Consider the following 18,907-nt stretch of genomic DNA (forward strand, 5'->3'; position numbering starts at 1 on the left):
TCCTAATCAGTTATTGTCCGTCTCCAGAGGGCAAAAACCGTGAGCAGAAAAGGAGTAAAAACCAGAATTAAAGTGTTAAGAGGACCAGGAGCGATCGATAATAAAGGGGCAAGATATTTAATTCCCAGGGAAATTAAAGCCGATATCAAGATTATTTTGATAATAAAGCCGCTCATAGATCAATGTTTAGGGGACACCAGCACTATCTTATCCCTGAAGAGGTTAAAAATTGGTCAAAATGTGGAAATCATCCCCCATCAGTTTTATTAATACTAGGGCGAAGGGGCTAGATTTTCTGGGGGAGGTCGGTTCCGAGGGAAGAGGAAAGTATGAGACAATGGAAAGAAAAGGCTCAGTCAATTAACTAGAGATATTCATTGCTAGGATTTAAGACTTAATAGCAAGGATCAATCTTGACAGCAGATAAGATTTACCCTGTCCACCTCCTCTATCGTGCCGCCAACAGTCACCGTGATCACATTAACTCTTTTACACCCCAGTCAAGCCACGCCTCTACAACATTGGCAATTTGACAATGATCAATCAACCATTCTCATCGGCAGGGCGCTGGATAATCATGTAGTTCTCTATAGTGCTGTGGTTTCGAGGCGGCACTTAGAAATCCACCGTAATGATCGCAATGATTGGGAATTGGAAAATTTAGGGGCAAATGGGACGTTTCTCAATGGCAAACCGATCGAGAAAACCGCCGTCGTTGATGGTATGGTGGTTCGTTTAGCCGCCTCCGGCCCGCAAATTCAAATTCGTCTCATTGATGAGGACGAGCAACCAAAATTAATCCTCAAATCCCTAGAGGCTCCTTTGGTGGGCAACCAAACTCAGCCAGAAAAGGATACTATCGCCAGCTAGAAAATATTAAATTTTTATAAAGTTTTTTCAATTTCCCTAACAAAATGTAAAAATAGATACAGAATAAGAAATAAAATCTTCTAGCTTGCTGTCCCTAAATAGGGACGACAAGGGGGATTAAAGTCACTTTAAAGCATTGCAGGGAGTCAGTGATATGATGTTAGCCTATCGAGGAGTTAAGTACGAAAGGGATTCTCTCCCCTTGGAGATGAAGACCGGAGATATCGGGGGTAAATACCGAGGTCAAGACTGGAATCACCATTATCCTCGCCATATGCTCCAATTAGAACCGAAACTGCATCGTCAGTATCGTGGAGTTGCCTACAGCACCCGTCCTCATCTTGCTGGACAAGTCACCCCGAACACTTGTCCGTTGCCGGTTGTCAAACCCCCTATTGTCGTCCAAGAGGAAACCCTTTCTAGCGTCCATCTGAACAATATTCGTCGTCGTCTGGAACGTCGTTTACAAATCGCTCAAGAGAATGGTGACGAAACCCTCGTTAATCTCTTGAAAAAAGAATCCCAAGACTTAGCCTTAAACTGCTAGATTAGCGGTTTTTCTCCACTTTCCCCTCGGTTCTGCCGGGGGGAATATTTTTGGGCGCAAAAATGCCTAAATCTTCCCCCCGCTCACTCCCAGGGCCGGCACTTTTTGATTTTAAAAAAGCCTAAAGATATTATCCAACAAGATTTTTATACCAATTCTCCAAAGTCTGACTACAGAAGTTTAATCCCCCTAAATCCCCCTTAAAAAGGGTGACTTAAATTCGATGTGTAGTTTTAATTTAGAGAAATGGTATTAGATTTTTTCAGCCAACTCTAGTTAGGAGTTTACAAGCTTTTAATTATATTAGGTCGAGGTCTATTTTAGTTCGGGTTCGGATTGGGGCGTTGTATCATTTCCACAACATTTTTGATACCTTGTATAAAAGTTTGAAAACTACGCGATTTATTTTCAGTTAGGGAAAGATGGGGGGCAATCTGTTTAGAGTGGGTTCCTGCATAATACTCTTTCACTAGCTTTTTTAATTCTTGTTTGGCCGAGTTAAGCAGGTCTGGTTCTCTGTATTTACTTTTATTTTGTTTTTGGCCGAGACTATTTAAATTAAGTAGCTGGTTATAATTAAATTAAAAATGGATTTTAGGTTCGATCCCCCCTGCCCCCCTTGATAAGGGGGGTGCCGATAGGCGGGGGGATCCCCCCTTAATCCCCCCTTAATAAGGGGGGGATCTGATAATTTTTAACGCCTACCTACTTATAGGCCTTGGCTACCGCTGCTAAATCTCCCAGAAACCAAGATTCTAATTCATGGCAAATAATCCTAATTAAGACTTGAGCATCACTGGCATTTTGACAAATTTCCCCTAGGTCTTTTTTGAGTTTTTGACAGTCGTGGGAATCCTGATCATGGACAATAATAAATTTGGTATTGGGACTAGATTTCTTGAAAGCTTTGAGTTTTATAGGAATAGATTTTGCTAGGTCTTGTTTACCTTGATGACTAATACATATATAGCTAATTTCTGGGGGAATAAGTTTAGGCAAAAGTTCTTCTAACACATTTTTTATAGATGACTCTTCTAGCAAAAATACGATATCATAGTTCATTATGGTTCTACTCCTTTAAACCAGCCTTGATTCCAAAGATAGCCGGGTAAATCGCCTTCCGCTACTAAGTTTTTGAGGATTTCGTTATCGGCAGCCCTATGGATTTGGGTGATACCTTGGGATTTAATTAGCCAGAAAATACTAGCTAGTGGAACCGCGTTGATAAAATCGGGGGAGTGGCTAGAAACAAATACCTGACCCCCCTGATCGCTATAGTGGGCGAATTCTTCGGCTAGTTCTTTTAATAAAGTAGGATAAAGTTGGTTTTCTGGTTCTTCGACACAGAGTAGGGGATGAGGATTGGGATCGAATAGTAATATTAAATAGGCGAACATTTTCATAGTCCCGTCAGAAACATAGCGATCAATAAAAGGGTCTTTAAAGGCCTGATCTTGAAAACATAAAATCAAGCGACCGTCTTCGGTTTCTTTGGCTTCCACAGAGGAAATACCCGGAACTCTTTGTTTCATTTTTTCGAGAATTTGCTGAAAAATTGTGGGATATTGTTGATAAATATATTGAGCAACTGTAGCTATATTGTCGCCAGTAGGGGATAAGTGTTCAGCATAAGATAGTTCTTTACTTCCTCTAGCTTCGCTAATATGAAAGTCAGAAACGTGCCAATTTTCAATCAGAGAACGAAAGGCTGTAGCGGCTTTAAAACGTTGAAATTGTCCTAATCCTTTGATTGCTAGTATATCGTTAGATTCTAGCTGTTGTTCTTCTCGATCGAGTTCTTTATCCGGTTTACTAAAATCTTCTTCGTTGGTGATAGCATATCCTTGACCAAGTTGAAAATCTAAAAAATGAAAAGGTTTACCGTGTTCACCCCGTTTATAGCGAAGTATTTCGCGTTTGATAACAGGGCGATTTTTGTTTTGTCCAATTATAAGTATATAAGTAACCAGACGTTCTGTATCTAAGATTTTCATGGGAAATTGCAGCTCGATTTCAATATCTTCCTGTTCTTGACCTCTAGTGATAATTTCTCTATAACCGCCGCGAATTTGTAAAGCTTGGCGAATGTTATTTTTGAGGGCATCTCGCAGAAAACCAAAAATATCAAATAGAGTAGATTTTCCCGTGCCGTTAGCTCCAATAATCACACAAAAAGGGGGAATATCTCTTATGTGTATATTTTTAAACATACGATAGTTTTTTATTTTAATAGAAACAATTTTCATGACATAATCGAGCAGTTATAGTTTTTTTGATTATACGATTGATTAGGTGAAGATAACTGATCAATTAGCCAAAAAAGCCAGAGATTAGACTCTCTGGGAAATTGGGGTATAAATCAGTTAGAAACTAGAGAGGCAAGCTCAACCGCCTGATGAAGGGACAAGAAACCAGACTCAACACAAGTTGCCCAAAATAGCGTAAATTGTCTATAAATTTGTTCAACGACTTGAATTAGTACAAATGTTTGACTGTATTATCATCGGTGCGGGACCAGCAGGAGCGACGGCGGGTTATCATCTAGCTAAAAAGGGACGATCGATCCTGATCCTCGATAAAGCGAAATTACCCCGTTATAAACCCTGTGGTGGGGGAGTATCCCCGGCAATTAAGCAATGGTTTGATTTTGATTTTACCCCCGTGATCGAGAATACCGTCACGCAAGTACAGTTTACTTGGAAACAGGGGGATGCCGCCACCACTAAGTTAAATATGCTAGAACCGATGTGGATGGTACAAAGGGATCGTTTCGATGATTTTTTAGGTCAACAGGCGATCGCAGTCGGGGCAACTATCCAAGATAACAGCGAAGTTACCCAGATCAAATTTGTCCAAGATCACTGGCAAGTTACCACATCTCAAGGAACATTTTCAGGCAAATATCTGATTGCTGCCGATGGTGTTAGGGGCAATACCAGTCGCTGGTTGGGATTACCGGCGAAAAACCAAGCGATCGGGGCTACTCTGGAAATTACTAACGCAGAAGCGACTATTCCCCCCAAAAAAGCTTTTTTTGATTTTGGTTCCCTAAAAAATGGTTATATCTGGGCTTTTCCCAAGTCTAATGGTTACACAATTAGCGGTGGTTGTTTTAAGGGCAGCATCAAATCCGAGGAGCTAAAAAAACAACTGTTAAATTATGCCCGTCAAAAGGGCTGGAATTTAGAGGATTATCGCTATAGTGAGTATTCTTTAGCCCTTTGGAACGGAAATCAACCGCTACACGCCCAAAATGCCCTAATTGCAGGAGAAGCGGCGGGGATTCTCGATCCGCTCATCGGTGAGGGTATCCGTCCGGCAATTTTGACGGGAGTTAAGGCAGCCGAGGCGATCGAGCGAGCTTTAGCCGGGGATAATCAGGCTTTAGCGGGCTATAGTCGGATAATTCGGGAAGAATGGGGGGAAGATATGGCTTTAGCGGCCAAATTAGCCAGTTTATTCTATCAATTTACCCAAATCGCCTACAATGTCGCCGTTAAACGGCCGATCGCCGGTCAACTGATGGGACGTATTCTCGTGGGAGATTTAAAATACCGGGATGTTACGCAACAAGCGATGCAACAATTGAAAAAGCTTTTACTGCCTGGATTCGGTTGGTGATAACACCTCGCGCACCAGGGTGGGGGTGACTCGATCGCTAATGGTGACTTGGCCGATCGCCGTTGGTAAAATAAATCTAACTTGGCCATCTTTAACCTTTTTATCGGCAGTGAGAGCATTTACCATCTCATCGGCATTTAAAGGCGGAATACGGGTTTCTAAGGCGGCTTTTTCGATTAGATCGGTTTGACGTTGATTTTCCCCGGCGGTCCACATTCCCAGTTTAACAGCGATCGCTCCTGCCGCCACCATCCCCATGGCCACCGCTTCCCCGTGGTTAACGCTAGTATATCCCGTTAGACTTTCAATGCCGTGGGCGATCGTGTGACCATAGTTTAAGATCGCCCGCAAACCCGCTTCTTTTTCGTCTTTGCCTACCACATCTGCTTTAGCTTGGCAAGACTTTGTAATAATTGTTTGCAATAGCTCGCCATCGATCTGAGAAAAACTAGCTAAATTGTCCGAGTCTTCTAACTGTTGAAATAACTCAGCATCCCAAATTACACCGTATTTAATCACTTCTGCCATTCCAGCCCGAAATTCTCGCACGGGTAGGGTTTTAAGCACGCTAGGATCGATCAGAACTAATTTCGGTTGATAAAACGCCCCGATCAGATTTTTGCCCTGGGGATGATTAACACCGGTTTTACCCCCGATGGAAGCATCTACCATGGCTAACAGGGTGGTGGGAACCTGGACAAAATTAACGCCCCGTAACCATGTGGCTGCTGCAAATCCCGTCATATCCCCGATTACACCACCACCGAGGGCAACCATAGTCGAGGAACGTTCCAACCGGTGAACGAGGGCCGTATCATAAACTTGGGCGATCGAATCGAGGGTTTTATAATTTTCGCCGGCGGGGATCAGATGAGTAAAAACGACAAATCCCGCTTTTTCTAGAGAATTAACGGCTGTATGTCCGTAATACTCAAAAATTTCGGGATTAGAAACCAATAAAACCTTTTTACCTAAGTTTAACTGGCTCATTTCTGCACCGAGATTAGCTAAACTGCCCTTGTCGATCAGAATATTATAGGAGCGATCAGGTAAATTAACGGGAATACAAATAGCCATAGGGTGTGGGGTGATGTTTCAGTGATCAGTAAACAGTGAAAAGACAGTGGGAAACTGCCATTTAATGCTGCTCACTTAATACATACTGCTCACTGAAAACTTAAATCTGATAACTGATAACTGAGTCGGTTATGGGCGCAGCTTAGTCAACTCCAAGAGCAGACGACAGGATAAAAAACAGATAAAGCTCTCTCCCAGAAAGAGACTTAATTGCCAAGCGTCAGCGATCAAGTCTGTGGATAATTGTAGGGGAACTAGGCCGCGGACTAGGGCAAAAGCTGCCACTGTACCATCTTTGAGATGGGGATTATCGTCGTTACGGACGACATAACGATAGGTGACACCGAAGAGAAATCCGCTAATTATCGCCCCGGATATCTTGACAAAAGCGCCAATTAGTGTGAGCGATTCCCCTAACAATAGTCGATCAACAGTTAAAAATAGCAGATAGGGAACCAGGAAAGCCAGAGCCGAGATACTCCCCACCTGTATGGATTCGATTCTTTCCTTGAGCGTAATTTGCATGATCGCCTCTCTAAAACGGAGTCACTGATGAAGTATTATAAATTGAGTAGTTATCTCCTAAGTATTTCGTTTAACAAAGGCAATTATGGATATTTTGACACTTGGTTGGGTTAGCATTCTCGCCCTGTTCACTTGGTCGATCGCCATGGTGGTTTGGGGTCGTAACGGTTTCTAGGTAATCTATAGATACCATGGAAACATCCTTGATTCTCAACACTCTCTTTCTAGTCGCCTTAATTCTCCTCGTTATCGTCAGTGGTGGCATTCTCTACCTGACGACTACAGAATGGCGCGATCGCCGTCGTCAAGATGGCGATAAAAAATTAGGAAAATAAATAATTCTGAACAGGTGTACTTAATTGCGCCTGTTTTTCCTTTACTATGATTAAAATACTGCACTTATCGGATATTCACATGGGGAGCGGTTTTTCCCATGGACGTTTAAATCCAAAAACGGGATTAAATACTCGTTTAGAGGATTTTATGGGCAGTTTAAGCCTCTGTATCGATCGGGCTATTGCCTCCCCTGTGGATCTAGTGCTTTTTGGGGGAGATGCCTTTCCCGATGCCACTCCTCCTCCTTTTGTTCACGAAGCTTTTGCCAGTCAATTCCGTCGTCTTGCCGATGCTAAGATCCCGACGGTGTTATTAGTGGGTAATCACGATCAACATTCTCAGGGTAATGGCGGTGTCAGTCTCTCCATCTATCGTACCTTAGCGGTGCCGGGGTTTATTGTTGGCGATCGCCTGACCACCCATCGCATCACCACTCGCAACGGCGATATCCAAGTAATTACTTTACCTTGGTTAACCCGCGCCACTCTCTTAACCCGTCCCGAAACCGAGGGTTTATCCTTGAGTGGGGTAAATGAATTGTTAATTAACCGTTTGGAACCAGTTTTAGAAGGAGAAATTCGCCAATTAGATACAAGCGTACCAACAGTTTTATTAGCCCATTTAATGGCCGATAGAGCTAGTTTAGGAGCAGAAAGATTTTTAGCGGTTGGTAAAGGTTTTACCGTGCCTTTATCCCTGCTAAATCGTCCACAATTCGAGTATGTTGCCCTAGGCCATGTTCACAAACACCAAAATCTTAATCCTAGCAATGATCCGCCTATTGTCTATCCGGGGAGCATTGATCGAGTGGATTTTAGCGAGGAAAAAGAAGATAAAGGCTATGTTTTAATAGAAGTGGCTAAAGGAGAGGTTAAATGGGAATTTTGTCCTTTACCCGTGCGTCGTTTCCGTTCCATCGAAGTGGATGTTTCCGAGGCAGCAAACCCCCAAAAAGAATTGCTAAAAGCTCTCAAAAAACATGATATTCAGGAAGCAGTTATCCGCTTAGTTTATAAAATTCGCAGTGAACAATTAGAACTAATTAACACCAATCAGCTTGACGAGGCTTTAAAAACTGCCCATAGTTATAGTATTCGGGCGGAATTAATTAGTCAATTAACCCGTCCCCGTTTACCGGAATTAGGGGTGGGCAATCAATTAGATCCGATGGAGGCGTTAAAAGCTTATATCGACAATAAGGAAGATTTGCGCGATATTGTTGATGATATGTTAGAGGCAGCCCAGCTTTTATTAAATCAACAGCCAGAAATTTGGCTAGAGGAAGAAACCTCGATTTAGCTATCAGTTATCAGTTATCAGTTATCAGTTATCAGTTATCAGTTGTCGGTTTACTGCTCACTGAAACATCTTCCCTATCCCTGTTTGAACTAACAATGAGTTTATGTCTTAATCCCGATTGTCTATATAACAATGATCCTACAGATAAATTCTGTCAAAAATGTCGCTTTCAATTATTACTCAAAGATCGTTATCGTGCCATAAAATTAATTGGTCAAGGAGGTTTCGGTAAAACTTTCCAAGCAATTGATGAGGATAAACCTTCTCAACCCTATTGTGTAATTAAACAATTTTTTCCTAGCGCTCAGGGTAGTAATGCTCTCAAGAAGGCTGCGGAATTATTTAAAGAAGAAGCGATTAGTTTAGATAATCTCGGTCAACACCCACAAATTCCCTCCCTCTATGCCTATTTTACTGGCAATGATGGGCGACAATATCTTGTTCAAGAATATATTGAGGGAGAAAATCTAGAACAAGAATTACAAAGCGAGGGAGTTTTCAATGAAGAAAAGATCAAATATCTTTTATTAGAAATTTTGCCAATTCTTGATTTTATCCATACTAAAAGAGTCATTCATCGGGATATTAAACCAGCTAATATAATTAGGAGACGCATCGATAATAAAATAATTTTAGTGGATTTCGGTGCCTCTAAATTTATAACCATTGCTAATCTTTCCCTGACAGGAACAGTGATCGGTTCGGCGGGATATATCGCCCCAGAACAAAGCAATGGCAAAGCGATCAATAGCAGTGATTTATATAGTTTAGGAGTCACTTGTATCTATTTATTAACGGGAGTATCTCCCTTTGAATTATTCGATGTGAGTGAACATGAATGGGTATGGAGACAGCACCTTATTAATAATCCTGTTAGTGTTGAATTAGGTGAAATTTTAGATAAATTAATTGAATTTGGCACCAAAAAACGTTATCAATCAGCCGGGGAAGTCCTGCAAGAGTTAGCGGTAAAATTAGCCGTAGTGATTCCGCCAAAACCCCGATCACAGGACACAATTCAAGAAACGGTTTTATCAGTTTTTCCAGTTGCCACCAGGGAGGAAATTAACCTCAAAAGTGTCAAGGCAATTGATTACACTAACCTACGGGATTTCTTAGCGCAAGAAAAATGGCGAGAGGCCGATCAAGAAACGGCTAATCTATTTTTAAAAGTTGCTGATCGAACTAAAGAAAAATATCTTAAGATAGAAGATATAGATAACTTTCCCTGTGAAGATTTAGCCACTATCAATCAACTCTGGTTAAAATATAGTCAGGGAAAATTCGGTATATCTGTTCAGAAAAGAATCTATGAAAGTTTGGGAGGAAGCGGCAATTATGACCAACAAAAATGGAACGCTTTTGGGTCAAAAGTCGGTTGGCGAGTTAATAACAAGTGGTTGTACTACGATCAAATTACTTTCTCTCTCAAAGCACCCTCCGGACATCTTCCCACCCTTGTCTGGGGTGTGGGGGGTGGGATAATTCTTTTTTCTCGTCTGGAAACCTGTACCATTGACGTAGTTTCTAGCAGGGGATAAATTGACTTAAAAACTTTTCTGGAGAATTAAACAGTTTCTCCCTTCGCCAGTGCGGATATATTGTAAACTATCAGTAAGAGAACGCATGAAAAGTAATCCTCGATCGCTTTCCATTTCCAAAGGTGCGAGGGGATGTTGTTGTAGAGAATCGAGTTTGGCTTGCAGATCAAAAGGTTGACCGTGATCCCATATTCTTATTTCTAGAGAATGGGACGAAAAAGTTAATTCTAGATCGATCGGTGTGGTCGGTGGTAAATGTTGGTGAGCGTAACGGACAGCATTAGTAAATCCTTCTGCTAAAGCCACCTTACACTGCCAAAGCACCGAGTCAGGTAAAAAAGAGCGGCCGTGAGATTCAAACCATTGTAGGACTGGGATTAAAGCTGCCAATTCCGTCCGGACTTGTAGATGGAATTGGAGGGGGAAAGAAGGGGAATTTAAGACTTCAGAAGGCACCACTGTTTTTTTGAAAGAGAATCAAAATTGTTTTAAAAATCAGTTGTAGATCGTAGCCTAAACTCCAATTTTCTTGATAGCGCAAATCTAGTTGAATTACCTCTTCAAAATTACGCACCTGAGAGCGACCATTCACCTGCCATTCTCCCGTCATACCGGGTTTTACGTCTAAACGTTGCCATTGGGGAACATCGTAGCGTTCCACCTCATCCGGTGTGGGGGGACGAGTGCCGACAAGACTCATTTCACCGGTGATCACATTCCAAAACTGGGGCAATTCGTCTAAACTGGTACGACGTAAAAATTTTCCTACCCGGGTAATCCGGGGATCATTTTTATTCTTAAAAAAAGCTCCCTCCGCTTGATTGGGGATTTTATCCTTGAGTGTTTCTGCATCCACACACATGGAACGAAACTTAAGAATCTTAAATTCCTTTCCCAACCAACCGCAGCGGGTTTGACTGAAAAAAATTGGCCCTGGACTGTCTAACTTAATAGCGATAGCAATGGGGACAAAAATAACCCCCGTGATTAATAAACCCACGATGCCACCAAGAATGTCAAGACCGCGCTTTAACCAACTGCGAATCGAGGGATGGGTTTCCGGTAGATGGTTTTCAGGGGTAGTAAGGCCGTTTTCTTGGGCTGCTAGGGGAGGGGTTTGGAAAGTGAATAATTGATCTAGTCCCGTAATCGATAAAACCCCCATCACTGGGGGATGGACGTTAGCCAGCACTAACTCGATATTTTTTTCCCTAGCCGCTTTGAGATTATGCACTAAAGCACCCACACCACTACTATCCATAAATTGAGTAGCATTCAGATCGAGAATGACTTTTTCGGGAGTGGGTGTTTGGGCGATGAGATGGTGAAACAGATCCTTGAACTGTAATGCTTCCAAGACAGTCAAGCGTTCCGGCATCCGCAAAACCGGATACTCCATCGGAATGATCAGAAAACGTGTTTCAGGAATTTGGGAAGTCATCGACACAACGAGGTGGTTTGATAGATGAGCAAGGCCTGATGACCTACTTAAATGTTTACTACACTTTTCCGCAAATACCAATGGGTAATGTCACAGATTATCTGTAATTATCGGCTAACGAATCTCACCTAGGGGCGGACGGCCTTGGGTTTGGGATTTCGCTTTCGCCGCACTCTTCCTTAGGGCATCTAAACGGGTCTCATAACGCTTACGCAGACGACGGTTAGGTGTTTGTTCGATTAGGGTTTTAAAGGCACTGCCTAGGCTCTTGTAGGCGTTGGGGAGAGAGTAACCGAAACGAGTGGCCAGGGCGATCGCTTTTTCATCGGCTTCGATCGCTTCTTTGAGAATTTTATCACCGTTATTTTTGCGCCAGAGACGATAACCGGAAATCCCACATAATCCCATGGCCAAGAGCAATAATAAACCGTCCTGTACCCATAATTCTCCCACCGCACCACCTAAGCCAATAGCGAGGGCGGCCATTTCCCAGCCTTCCCGGGGAATACTGTCATTTTGAATCCTGGCCACTTCATGCCAAAAGAGCAAATTACGCTGATCGATGGCTAAATTTTCCCATTTTGCCAAATCTATCTGAATTTCTACCTCGTCTCTGCCAATTTCTTCACAACGGATCAGGGGGGGGTTAATCTCTGTAGAACCTTCTACCGTTACCCAACTTTGTAATTCTGGGGGTAGCAGGGTTTTTAGGCGCCGAAGTTCGCTCATTTCGGCTCTTGCAGAGGAGGCCGCATAAGATGTCATAGATTTTTTACCTATTCTCTACCAATGACGATGATTTCTATTTTGGATCATAGCGGTCTTTTTTGTGATCTTGGCAGCTTTTAGCCCTAGGGAGCATTTTCAGTGATCAGTAACCAGTGATGGAAGTGGGGAAGTGGGAAGTGGGAAGTGGGGAAGTGGGGATAAACAATCCATAACTGGGGTTTTAAAGTTCGATTGGGAGTCAATCGGACTGAGTGGGTGGGTGTTAAAAATTGTCAGATACCCCCCTTATTAAGGGGGGATCAAAGACAGAATCTATCTTCTATTTACTTATTAAATAGACCGTAACTTTTGCCGACTAATGCTCAAAGATATCTTTGTATTGCTGTAAATCTAAAGCGGTGAAGACGGGGATACAACTAAAGCACTTTTGGGCTAATTCCCATCTTTCTTCCCTTTGCAGCATCACAATTAGTTTATCTCGCACTGACAGTAAATAGCGCACATCGTTAGCCGCGTAAATCAGTTGTTTTGGAGTAAGATTAGCGACATTTCCCCAATCAGAACTTTGAGCGGTTTTATCTAATTCTATGCCTTCCAATTCCTGCACGAGACTTTTTAAACCGTGACTACTGGTATAAGTCCGAGCCAGTTTACTGGCGATTTTAGTGCAGAAAATCGGTTTAGTGGCAATGCCAAAAGTTTGGGACAATTGAGCCACATCAAAACGGGCGAAATGAAAGACTTTTTCTATCCGCTCATCCTCCATGACCTTTTTGAGATTAGGAGCCTCTGTTTGCCCCCTAAAAATGCGAATAGCGGTGACAAAACCACTGGGGTCACAGAGTTGAATTAAACACAGTCGATCGCGCCCCGGTATTAATCCCATCGTTTCTGTATCTACAGCGATCGAATTAACCCCTAAATAACGAGATAATAGGTCATCGCTTAAATCTTGATCGCACACTTGAAAATTGTCTAAGTTCATATATTTAGCAGATAGGAGACAGGAGACAGGAGGGAAATTTGTAATGCTTTTGCCTATTGCACGAGTGCCTTTATTTCCCTGATAACTGATCACTGATAACTGATCACTGATAACTGAAAAGGCTGATAGCTAAAGACTGGTAATTAATTTTAGGTATCATCGGGGTAATTTTGTCAACGCTTTTTAACAAAAAGTTGTGTAAAATAATATTCACCAGCATTATTTTTAGCGATACCGATACCGGTGAGATTATAATCACCAACCATATTTTTTTGATGGCCAGGGCTATTAATCCAACCCTTGACGGCAACGCTAACGGGGTCAGGATATCCCTTCATAAAAGCCAAATTTTCGCCCATTTTTTCTAAAGGAATCTTCCTTTGTACTGCCTTGACTCTTCCCTCAAAACCATCATGACTAAAAGGAGCCTGTTTATTGGCCATTTTTTGACTAAATAAGCGAGCTTCATGACTAATACGAGCATCGAGACGTAGGGGCGGTAAATTTTGAGAAATTCGGTAGCGATTAACTTGATAATTAGTGTTTTCTTCAAGGGTAATTAAAAAAGATTGATTCCCGATAGGATCGTAGCTAAGGGAATTAGTAGAAACGGGAGGGAATTGACGTTTTAAAAATATTTGAGTAAAGTACAATTTTCCTTGATTATCCGTCGCTACTCCAATCCCGGTACTATCAAAATCTCCCTCCATATTTTCCCGATGACCTTGACTTTTAATCCAACCATCCACAGCAATCATTACCGGGTCATCATAACCTTGATTAACTGCCACATTTTCCCCCACCGCTTCATAGGGAACGGAAACGCCAATAGTTTGCGCTCTTTTGTCAAAATCTTGATGACTAAAAGGAACTAAACCCGCGGCCATACGTTGGCTATGTAATCTTGCTTGTTGCGAAATTGTCCGATTTAACAGTAGGGGAGATAAATTGCCAGATTGACGATAGCGATTTACCTGTTGATAGATTTTATGCTCTAAAACAAGTAAAGTTGCCGCATCTAAAGGAGAGGGAGAAGGAGAGGGAGAGAAAGATGGTACAAGTTCCGTCAAAGAGCTATAGTTTAAGGCACTACAGGCCATTAAACTTGTCGATACAAGCATCAAAATTCCTAACTGATAACGCTTCTTAAAAGAACTTTTCATGTTAAGCTAGTCTGGAACGGGAAATAGGTCAAAACGAATATCAAATTTAGATGCACCATAGCTTATTCCTCTCACTGATAACTGATAACTGATAACTGCTCACTGTTAACCATTCATCGATAGATATTTAGCCACCGATTGCACATCTTTATCACCCCGTCCAGAGAAATTAATAACAATGCGAGGACTACCGGTTACTTGCGGGCAAAGAGTTTCTAAATAGGCTAAAGCGTGGGCAGTTTCTAGGGCTGGAATAATCCCCTCTAAACGGGAAACTCGTTGAAAAGCTTCTAGTGCTTCCCGGTCAGTGACACTGTAATATTCAGCGCGACCACTATCTTTTAAAAAGCTATGTTCTGGCCCGACTCCGGGATAATCTAAACCGGCACTAATGGAGTGAGCCTCGATAACTTGACCTTCGTTATCTTGTAATAAATAACTCATGGCCCCATGTAGAACCCCCGGTTGACCTTGGGTAAGGGTAGCTGCGTGTTTTCCAGAGGCGATACTTTCCCCAGCCGCCTCAACACCAATTAAACGCACGGCAGCTTCTTTAACAAACTCATGAAATAAACCCATAGCATTAGAACCACCCCCCACACAAGCGAGGAGAATATCCGGTGAACCGCCCCATTTTTCCAGACTTTGCTGACGAGTTTCTTGACCAATAATCGCATGAAAATCGCGCACCATCATCGGATAGGGATGAGGACCGGCCACAGAACCAAGGATGTAGTGAGTGGTTTCCACATTAGTTACCCAGTCGCGAATCGCTTCCGAGGTGGCATCTTTCAGGGTTCCCGTCCCGGCGGCCACGGGTTGCACCGTCGCGCCAAGCAGTCTCATGCGGAAAACATTGAGTTCTTGGCGTTCCATGTCGTGAATTCCCATATAAATCACGCATTCTAGACCAAAACGAGCGCAAACCGTAGCAGTGGCCACGCCGTGCTGTCCTGCCCCGGTTTCGGCGATAATTCGCTTTTTACCCATGCGTTTGGCTAATAAAACCTGACCGAGGGCGTTATTAATCTTGTGGGCCCCAGTATGGTTTAAATCTTCCCGTTTCAGGTAAATTTGCGCCCCAGTACCGTCAGCTTTGGCATAATGGGCGGTGAGACGTTCGGCAAAATATAAGGGACTAGGTCTGCCGACGTAATCCTTGAGCAGTTGATTTAATTCTTCTTGAAAATCGGGGTCGTCCTTATACTGATTATAGGCCGTTTCTAGTTCACTTAAGGCTGGCATCAGGGTTTCCGGGACGTATTTGCCCCCGTAGCGTCCAAAACGCCCAAAAGCATCGGGATACTGGGTTGCTGTGCCGGCTGAGGCAGGATAAATCGGCGTGATAGTCATGTAAACCTTGGATGAGAGACTTATGATCCATTATAAATCTAAGGGTTTAGTCTCTGGGTTAACCTGAGTTCGAGGGCAATTATCGCCTAACCTACTTAATCATCAAAGGATGAGCATTGCCCACCCTTTGACTGATTTTACAGCCAAATACTCACATCAACTTTTAACACCTGTCCTAATAGTAATAACCATTTTAATTGAGTCATCGGCCAAGGACAGGCAGCATCTATTGAATTAGACTGCAAAGAATTAGGAACTAAACGATCATGGAAGTAATAATAGTATAATTCCTGAGAGCGATCGAGGGATAATCCTAGGTTTAATTGTTGGCTAACTTCAATTAAACGGGTGATTAAGCGAGTATCGTCCTCCGCCGTTAAAGGATCGCCATCGTGTAATAATTTCCAAAGAGATTGCCAGAGCAAACTTTCTAAGGTTTGACGCGCTTCGGGAATATTTAATTGACAGCGTAAATGATTGGCTTCCTTAGCAATAGCAAATAATTGATCGAGATTATTTTCCGTCGCTTGCCGCTGCTCAAAATCTTTTTCTAGGGCATTAATCACCTGTAAACAACGGTGAGAAATGGCAATATCGGCCGCTACCTGTAACTCTTGAGGTACGGGAATCTCATCCCGTTGGAAAGCCGCTAAAATGCCGTAATTATCCCGATAAACTTGGGTGTATAATTGATCGAGACGTTTTTTAGTTTCGGCTGTCACCTTCTGCATGATCCGGTGTCTTTCATCGGCAAAAAGATGGGGTAAAGCAAAAAAGTTTTCTCCCAATCCGCGCCCCATTTCTACGATCATGGTTGAGACACTGGCCTGTTGTAAAGATTCAAAGAGATGATCCTTAAGATTGGTATAGATTAACCGACTGTTAAAAGGTTGAATGGAGCAGTAAAAATCCCAACCTCCTAAATGTAGAACAGCAAAAACAAAATGTTCACTTTCTTGGGTAATTTCCGAGGTTAATTCCACCTGTCCCACTGCTAAAGTTAAAGACCCGATCGCTTGTTTTTGATAATCTAATTGACGGGTATTGTAACAATAAATCCGATGATGACTGGGATAATTGGTAAATAGGGAACTAATAGCGTAATGGGCCGCCACCCGTTCCAAATCCACCCGCGCAGAAGTGACCAATTGTCGATAGACATCGGCCCCATCTTGATATAACTTAACGTTACTGGGAGCGAAAGCTAGACGACTGAGGAAATTCATTTCTAATTGAATTCCAGCCACTTCTCCGGCTAATTCCAGGGCCCGGCCAGCATATCTCAAAATTTGCGTGCCTTCAGGTCGAGAAATTTCCTCAAAAAACCAGCCACAACTGGTAAACATCAATAAAGCTTGTCTTTGCATTTCTAATAAACGCAAAGCATCGATTTTCTCGCTTTTACTCAGGGTACGACTTTGATGCAAAGCCAGGAAATGTTCGATCGCGTCTGGGGATCGATCTAAAATAACTGCAATGTAGTCATCCCTTGTCTGCCAAGGATCGCGGAAAAATTCCTGTCCCTGAATCTCATAGACCTTAATCAACTCATCTCTGAGCCAATTTAGGGACTCCCGCAGGGGTTTACGCCATTTTTGCTGGTAATTTCCCCCTCCCCCGCAACCACAGTCATCCTGCCAACGATTTACGCCATGGACACAACTCCACGCGGTCACGGGTTTTAATTCCACTTCCCAAGTGGGGGGGCAAATACTGAGATAATGGGCGAAATTGGTGACTGTCCAGCCGTTTTTAGGGAAAGATTCCGTAAAAGCATAGCTAAGACACTTCTCTGTCCCCTGTTTGTGGTGGCCGAAGGTTTCCCCATCGGTAGCGACGCTGATTAACTGGGAGGGTCGATGATCCCCTTTAATTGCTTGTCCCAGACGACCGACGAGAAAATCACTACTGGCTAGGACATCATTAAAGCCCATATCGCGAGAAATTGGACCATCGTAGAAGAAAATATCCAGATAACGACCATCGGGGATGTAACAGCGATAGGGACGGGTGGGATCAATTTGACCTCCGGCCACCGCGTGCCATTGGGGATGAGGATCGTGGTCGCTAGGGAAAGGACGACAGCGCAGGGCCTGGGAAGGGGCTAAAATGGTGAATTTAATCCCTTCATCGATTAAAGCTGTCACTGTGGCTAAATCAATGGCTGTTTCTGCTAACCACATTCCTTCGGGATCACGGCCGAAACGGTGCTGAAAATCAGCTTTTCCCCAGCGAATTTGGGTGTATTTGTCCTGTTTGTTGGCTAGGGGCAGAATGATATGATTATAGACCTGGGCGATGGCGTTACCATGACCGTTTAAGCGTTGACAACTTTTTCTGTCCGCTGTCAGGATGCGTTGGTAAACTTCGGGATCATGGGATTGCATCCATGACATGAGGGTGGCCCCGATGTTAAAGCTGAGATATTCGTAGTTATTAACTATTTTGATCACTTCCCCCCGGTCATTGTAAATGCGTGCAAAAGCATTGGCACGATAACACTCGTGATGGATGCGTTCATTCCAATTGTGGAAGGGATGGGCGCTCGGCTGCCGTTCAATTCTGTCTAGATAGGGATTTTCTCGCGGTGGTTGGTAAAAATGTCCGTGAACCGTGATATAAACTCCGTGAGCGGTTTTCAGGGGATCGACCCCCGTATCGGTATAGGAATAAAAGGTTGTAGAAGGATGTTCAACAAGATAAGTCATAGAAAGGCCTAGAAAATCGTTTTTTTTGAGCGAAAATAGCTGTAGAATGTAGCGACCTGATGTTTAAAAAAACTGAAAACCTTGCCGTTTTTCACGGCCTTGGGGTCACAATATCACATTTTATTTTCCTAGCAAAGCTAGGGTTAACAATTCGCAACTTCTCTATACACAGCACTAAGTAATACTAAATTTTGTTACAAAATCTAGCTTTTTCGGGTAGGCTGTTGACTATCTAGGGGTGACTGACCATCCTTTGCCATCAGCGTTCTACCCTAGGAGAGATGCGCTCGTTCCTCCTCTTGCCCAAAAAGCGATCGCCATGCCCAAAAAATTGCTCCTCCTTATAAGGGTTCGGGTTTACCGATTCCAGAGAAGATATAGCGTTTTCAAATGAGACATGAAAAAGCATCGTAATTGTGGAGATTAGGAAAAGTAAATAGTTTAAGGTTGATTAAAAGATTAAATATCTTCTTCATAATCCGAAAATTTTTACAGAAACGGTAGCATCTCCTTACCAGAGTTTTTAATGATAGCCAAATTGCTTCAATCGTATTTTCTTCAGGAGCATAAGGAGCAAATAAATGACAGGTTATTTTCCAGTTTTCTGGGGCTAAACCTTCATTTACTTCAGCTAAAAAACCTTGTATTAATTCCCCTCTATGATAGGAAGCTACATCCCAAAAGATAATAATTCTTTTACCTGGATTTATCT

19 protein-coding genes and 1 pseudogene are annotated in these 18,907 nt (G+C 42.8%); 7 read left to right on the top strand and 13 right to left on the bottom strand.

What is annotated here, in order from left to right:
- Positions 1-2 precede the first annotated feature (2 nt).
- Positions 3-176: a hypothetical protein gene (locus tag ACOCD9_RS09680; RefSeq protein ID WP_199309408.1), complete on the bottom strand. Its 174-nt coding sequence runs from the start codon at positions 174-176 to the stop codon at positions 3-5.
- A gap of 295 nt (positions 177-471) precedes the next feature.
- Between ACOCD9_RS09680 and ACOCD9_RS09685 the strand changes: the two genes are divergently transcribed.
- Together ACOCD9_RS09685 and ACOCD9_RS09690 are read left to right on the top strand one after the other, a co-directional pair.
- Positions 472-870, top strand: coding sequence for an FHA domain-containing protein (locus ACOCD9_RS09685; protein WP_287701901.1), 399 nt, complete (start codon positions 472-474; stop codon positions 868-870).
- Positions 871-1,024: 154 nt separating this feature from the next.
- Positions 1,025-1,417 carry a DUF4278 domain-containing protein gene (locus tag ACOCD9_RS09690; RefSeq protein ID WP_287701899.1) on the top strand — a complete coding sequence of 131 codons (393 nt, stop codon included), beginning with the start codon at positions 1,025-1,027 and terminating at the stop codon, positions 1,415-1,417.
- 711 nt (positions 1,418-2,128) lie between these two features.
- On the opposite strand, the pseudogene ACOCD9_RS09695 reads toward ACOCD9_RS09690, so the two are convergent.
- Both ACOCD9_RS09695 and ACOCD9_RS09700 read right to left on the bottom strand, forming a co-directional pair.
- Positions 2,129-2,479 (bottom strand): annotated as a pseudogene (locus tag ACOCD9_RS09695) (DUF4276 family protein); the annotation flags it as partial.
- Positions 2,479-3,663, bottom strand: coding sequence for an AAA family ATPase (locus ACOCD9_RS09700; protein WP_419547254.1), 1,185 nt, complete (start codon positions 3,661-3,663; stop codon positions 2,479-2,481). The pseudogene ACOCD9_RS09695 and the gene ACOCD9_RS09700, both read right to left, overlap by 1 nt.
- A 238-nt stretch (positions 3,664-3,901) precedes the next feature.
- On the opposite strand from ACOCD9_RS09700, the gene ACOCD9_RS09705 reads away from it, so the two are divergent.
- Positions 3,902-5,038: a geranylgeranyl reductase family protein gene (locus tag ACOCD9_RS09705; protein WP_419547256.1), complete on the top strand. Its 1,137-nt coding sequence runs from the start codon at positions 3,902-3,904 to the stop codon at positions 5,036-5,038.
- On the opposite strand, the gene aroB is transcribed toward ACOCD9_RS09705, so the two are convergent.
- The gene (gene aroB, locus ACOCD9_RS09710) at positions 5,015-6,115 is read right to left on the bottom strand and encodes a 3-dehydroquinate synthase (protein WP_419547258.1); all 1,101 of its coding nucleotides are present in this window, start codon (positions 6,113-6,115) and stop codon (positions 5,015-5,017) included. The genes ACOCD9_RS09705 and aroB overlap by 24 nt on opposite strands.
- Before the next feature lie 129 nt (positions 6,116-6,244).
- Complete coding sequence (locus ACOCD9_RS09715; protein ID WP_287703735.1) at positions 6,245-6,640, bottom strand: hypothetical protein; 396 nt, start codon at positions 6,638-6,640, stop codon at positions 6,245-6,247.
- 85 nt (positions 6,641-6,725) lie between these two features.
- Here ACOCD9_RS09715 and petN point away from each other — a divergent pair, with 85 nt between their 5' ends.
- The 4 genes from petN (at position 6,726) to ACOCD9_RS09735 (ending at position 9,816) form a co-directional block, all read left to right on the top strand.
- Positions 6,726-6,815, top strand: coding sequence for a cytochrome b6-f complex subunit PetN (petN, locus tag ACOCD9_RS09720; RefSeq protein WP_012265708.1), 90 nt, complete (start codon positions 6,726-6,728; stop codon positions 6,813-6,815).
- Positions 6,816-6,831: 16 nt separating this feature from the next.
- Positions 6,832-6,975 carry a hypothetical protein gene (locus ACOCD9_RS09725; RefSeq protein WP_002736416.1) on the top strand — a complete coding sequence of 48 codons (144 nt, stop codon included), beginning with the start codon at positions 6,832-6,834 and terminating at the stop codon, positions 6,973-6,975.
- Between the two features lie 46 nt (positions 6,976-7,021).
- A complete protein-coding gene (gene sbcD / locus ACOCD9_RS09730) occupies positions 7,022-8,275 on the top strand; it encodes an exonuclease subunit SbcD (protein WP_287703733.1) in 1,254 nt (417 codons plus the stop codon).
- 95 nt (positions 8,276-8,370) lie between these two features.
- Positions 8,371-9,816, top strand: a complete 1,446-nt coding sequence (locus ACOCD9_RS09735) for a GUN4 domain-containing protein (protein ID WP_419547263.1) — start codon at positions 8,371-8,373, stop codon at positions 9,814-9,816.
- A 6-nt stretch (positions 9,817-9,822) separates the two neighbouring features.
- Here ACOCD9_RS09735 and ACOCD9_RS09740 read toward each other — a convergent pair whose 3' ends face one another.
- From ACOCD9_RS09740 to ACOCD9_RS09775, 8 genes are all read right to left on the bottom strand, one after another.
- Entirely contained in the window at positions 9,823-10,275 is a 453-nt protein-coding gene (locus ACOCD9_RS09740; RefSeq protein WP_271927603.1) for an ATP-binding protein, read from the bottom strand.
- Entirely contained in the window at positions 10,262-11,257 is a 996-nt protein-coding gene (locus ACOCD9_RS09745) for an anti-sigma factor antagonist (RefSeq protein WP_104398289.1), read from the bottom strand. Before ACOCD9_RS09745 ends, ACOCD9_RS09740 begins: the two co-directional genes overlap by 14 nt.
- A 114-nt stretch (positions 11,258-11,371) precedes the next feature.
- Complete coding sequence (locus ACOCD9_RS09750) at positions 11,372-12,022, bottom strand: DUF3318 domain-containing protein (RefSeq protein WP_002756255.1); 651 nt, start codon at positions 12,020-12,022, stop codon at positions 11,372-11,374.
- A gap of 319 nt (positions 12,023-12,341) precedes the next feature.
- Positions 12,342-12,971, bottom strand: a complete 630-nt coding sequence (locus tag ACOCD9_RS09755) for a ribonuclease D (RefSeq protein WP_104398291.1) — start codon at positions 12,969-12,971, stop codon at positions 12,342-12,344.
- A 173-nt stretch (positions 12,972-13,144) separates the two neighbouring features.
- Complete coding sequence (locus ACOCD9_RS09760) at positions 13,145-14,134, bottom strand: CAP domain-containing protein (RefSeq protein ID WP_419547260.1); 990 nt, start codon at positions 14,132-14,134, stop codon at positions 13,145-13,147.
- 105 nt (positions 14,135-14,239) lie between these two features.
- Positions 14,240-15,487, bottom strand: a complete 1,248-nt coding sequence (gene trpB / locus ACOCD9_RS09765; RefSeq protein WP_419547261.1) for a tryptophan synthase subunit beta — start codon at positions 15,485-15,487, stop codon at positions 14,240-14,242.
- A 137-nt stretch (positions 15,488-15,624) separates the two neighbouring features.
- Positions 15,625-18,195 carry a DUF3536 domain-containing protein gene (locus ACOCD9_RS09770; protein ID WP_419547262.1) on the bottom strand — a complete coding sequence of 857 codons (2,571 nt, stop codon included), beginning with the start codon at positions 18,193-18,195 and terminating at the stop codon, positions 15,625-15,627.
- Between the two features lie 386 nt (positions 18,196-18,581).
- Positions 18,582-18,907 (bottom strand): transposase (locus tag ACOCD9_RS09775; protein ID WP_287703720.1); only part of this gene is annotated, 326 nt, incomplete at its 5' end.

Source organism: Microcystis sp., assembly GCF_048564745.1.
Classification (GTDB): Bacteria; Cyanobacteriota; Cyanobacteriia; order Cyanobacteriales; family Microcystaceae; genus Microcystis; species Microcystis ichthyoblabe_A.

What these genes read in the sequence shown, in the direction of transcription:
- ACOCD9_RS09750 (WP_002756255.1), bottom strand. Translation starts at nt 12,022, where the DNA reads ATGACATCTTATGCGGCCTCCTCTGCAAGAGCCGAAATGAGCGAACTT.
- ACOCD9_RS09735 (WP_419547263.1), top strand. Translation starts at nt 8,371, where the DNA reads ATGAGTTTATGTCTTAATCCCGATTGTCTATATAACAATGATCCTACA.
- ACOCD9_RS09715 (WP_287703735.1), bottom strand. Translation starts at nt 6,640, where the DNA reads ATGCAAATTACGCTCAAGGAAAGAATCGAATCCATACAGGTGGGGAGT.
- ACOCD9_RS09690 (WP_287701899.1), top strand. Translation starts at nt 1,025, where the DNA reads ATGATGTTAGCCTATCGAGGAGTTAAGTACGAAAGGGATTCTCTCCCC.
- sbcD (WP_287703733.1), top strand. Translation starts at nt 7,022, where the DNA reads ATGATTAAAATACTGCACTTATCGGATATTCACATGGGGAGCGGTTTT.
- aroB (WP_419547258.1), bottom strand. Translation starts at nt 6,115, where the DNA reads ATGGCTATTTGTATTCCCGTTAATTTACCTGATCGCTCCTATAATATT.
- trpB (WP_419547261.1), bottom strand. Translation starts at nt 15,487, where the DNA reads ATGACTATCACGCCGATTTATCCTGCCTCAGCCGGCACAGCAACCCAG.
- ACOCD9_RS09745 (WP_104398289.1), bottom strand. Translation starts at nt 11,257, where the DNA reads ATGACTTCCCAAATTCCTGAAACACGTTTTCTGATCATTCCGATGGAG.
- ACOCD9_RS09760 (WP_419547260.1), bottom strand. Translation starts at nt 14,134, where the DNA reads ATGAAAAGTTCTTTTAAGAAGCGTTATCAGTTAGGAATTTTGATGCTT.
- ACOCD9_RS09770 (WP_419547262.1), bottom strand. Translation starts at nt 18,195, where the DNA reads ATGACTTATCTTGTTGAACATCCTTCTACAACCTTTTATTCCTATACC.
- ACOCD9_RS09725 (WP_002736416.1), top strand. Translation starts at nt 6,832, where the DNA reads ATGGAAACATCCTTGATTCTCAACACTCTCTTTCTAGTCGCCTTAATT.
- ACOCD9_RS09700 (WP_419547254.1), bottom strand. Translation starts at nt 3,663, where the DNA reads ATGAAAATTGTTTCTATTAAAATAAAAAACTATCGTATGTTTAAAAAT.
- ACOCD9_RS09755 (WP_104398291.1), bottom strand. Translation starts at nt 12,971, where the DNA reads ATGAACTTAGACAATTTTCAAGTGTGCGATCAAGATTTAAGCGATGAC.
- petN (WP_012265708.1), top strand. Translation starts at nt 6,726, where the DNA reads ATGGATATTTTGACACTTGGTTGGGTTAGCATTCTCGCCCTGTTCACT.
- ACOCD9_RS09705 (WP_419547256.1), top strand. Translation starts at nt 3,902, where the DNA reads ATGTTTGACTGTATTATCATCGGTGCGGGACCAGCAGGAGCGACGGCG.
- ACOCD9_RS09680 (WP_199309408.1), bottom strand. Translation starts at nt 176, where the DNA reads ATGAGCGGCTTTATTATCAAAATAATCTTGATATCGGCTTTAATTTCC.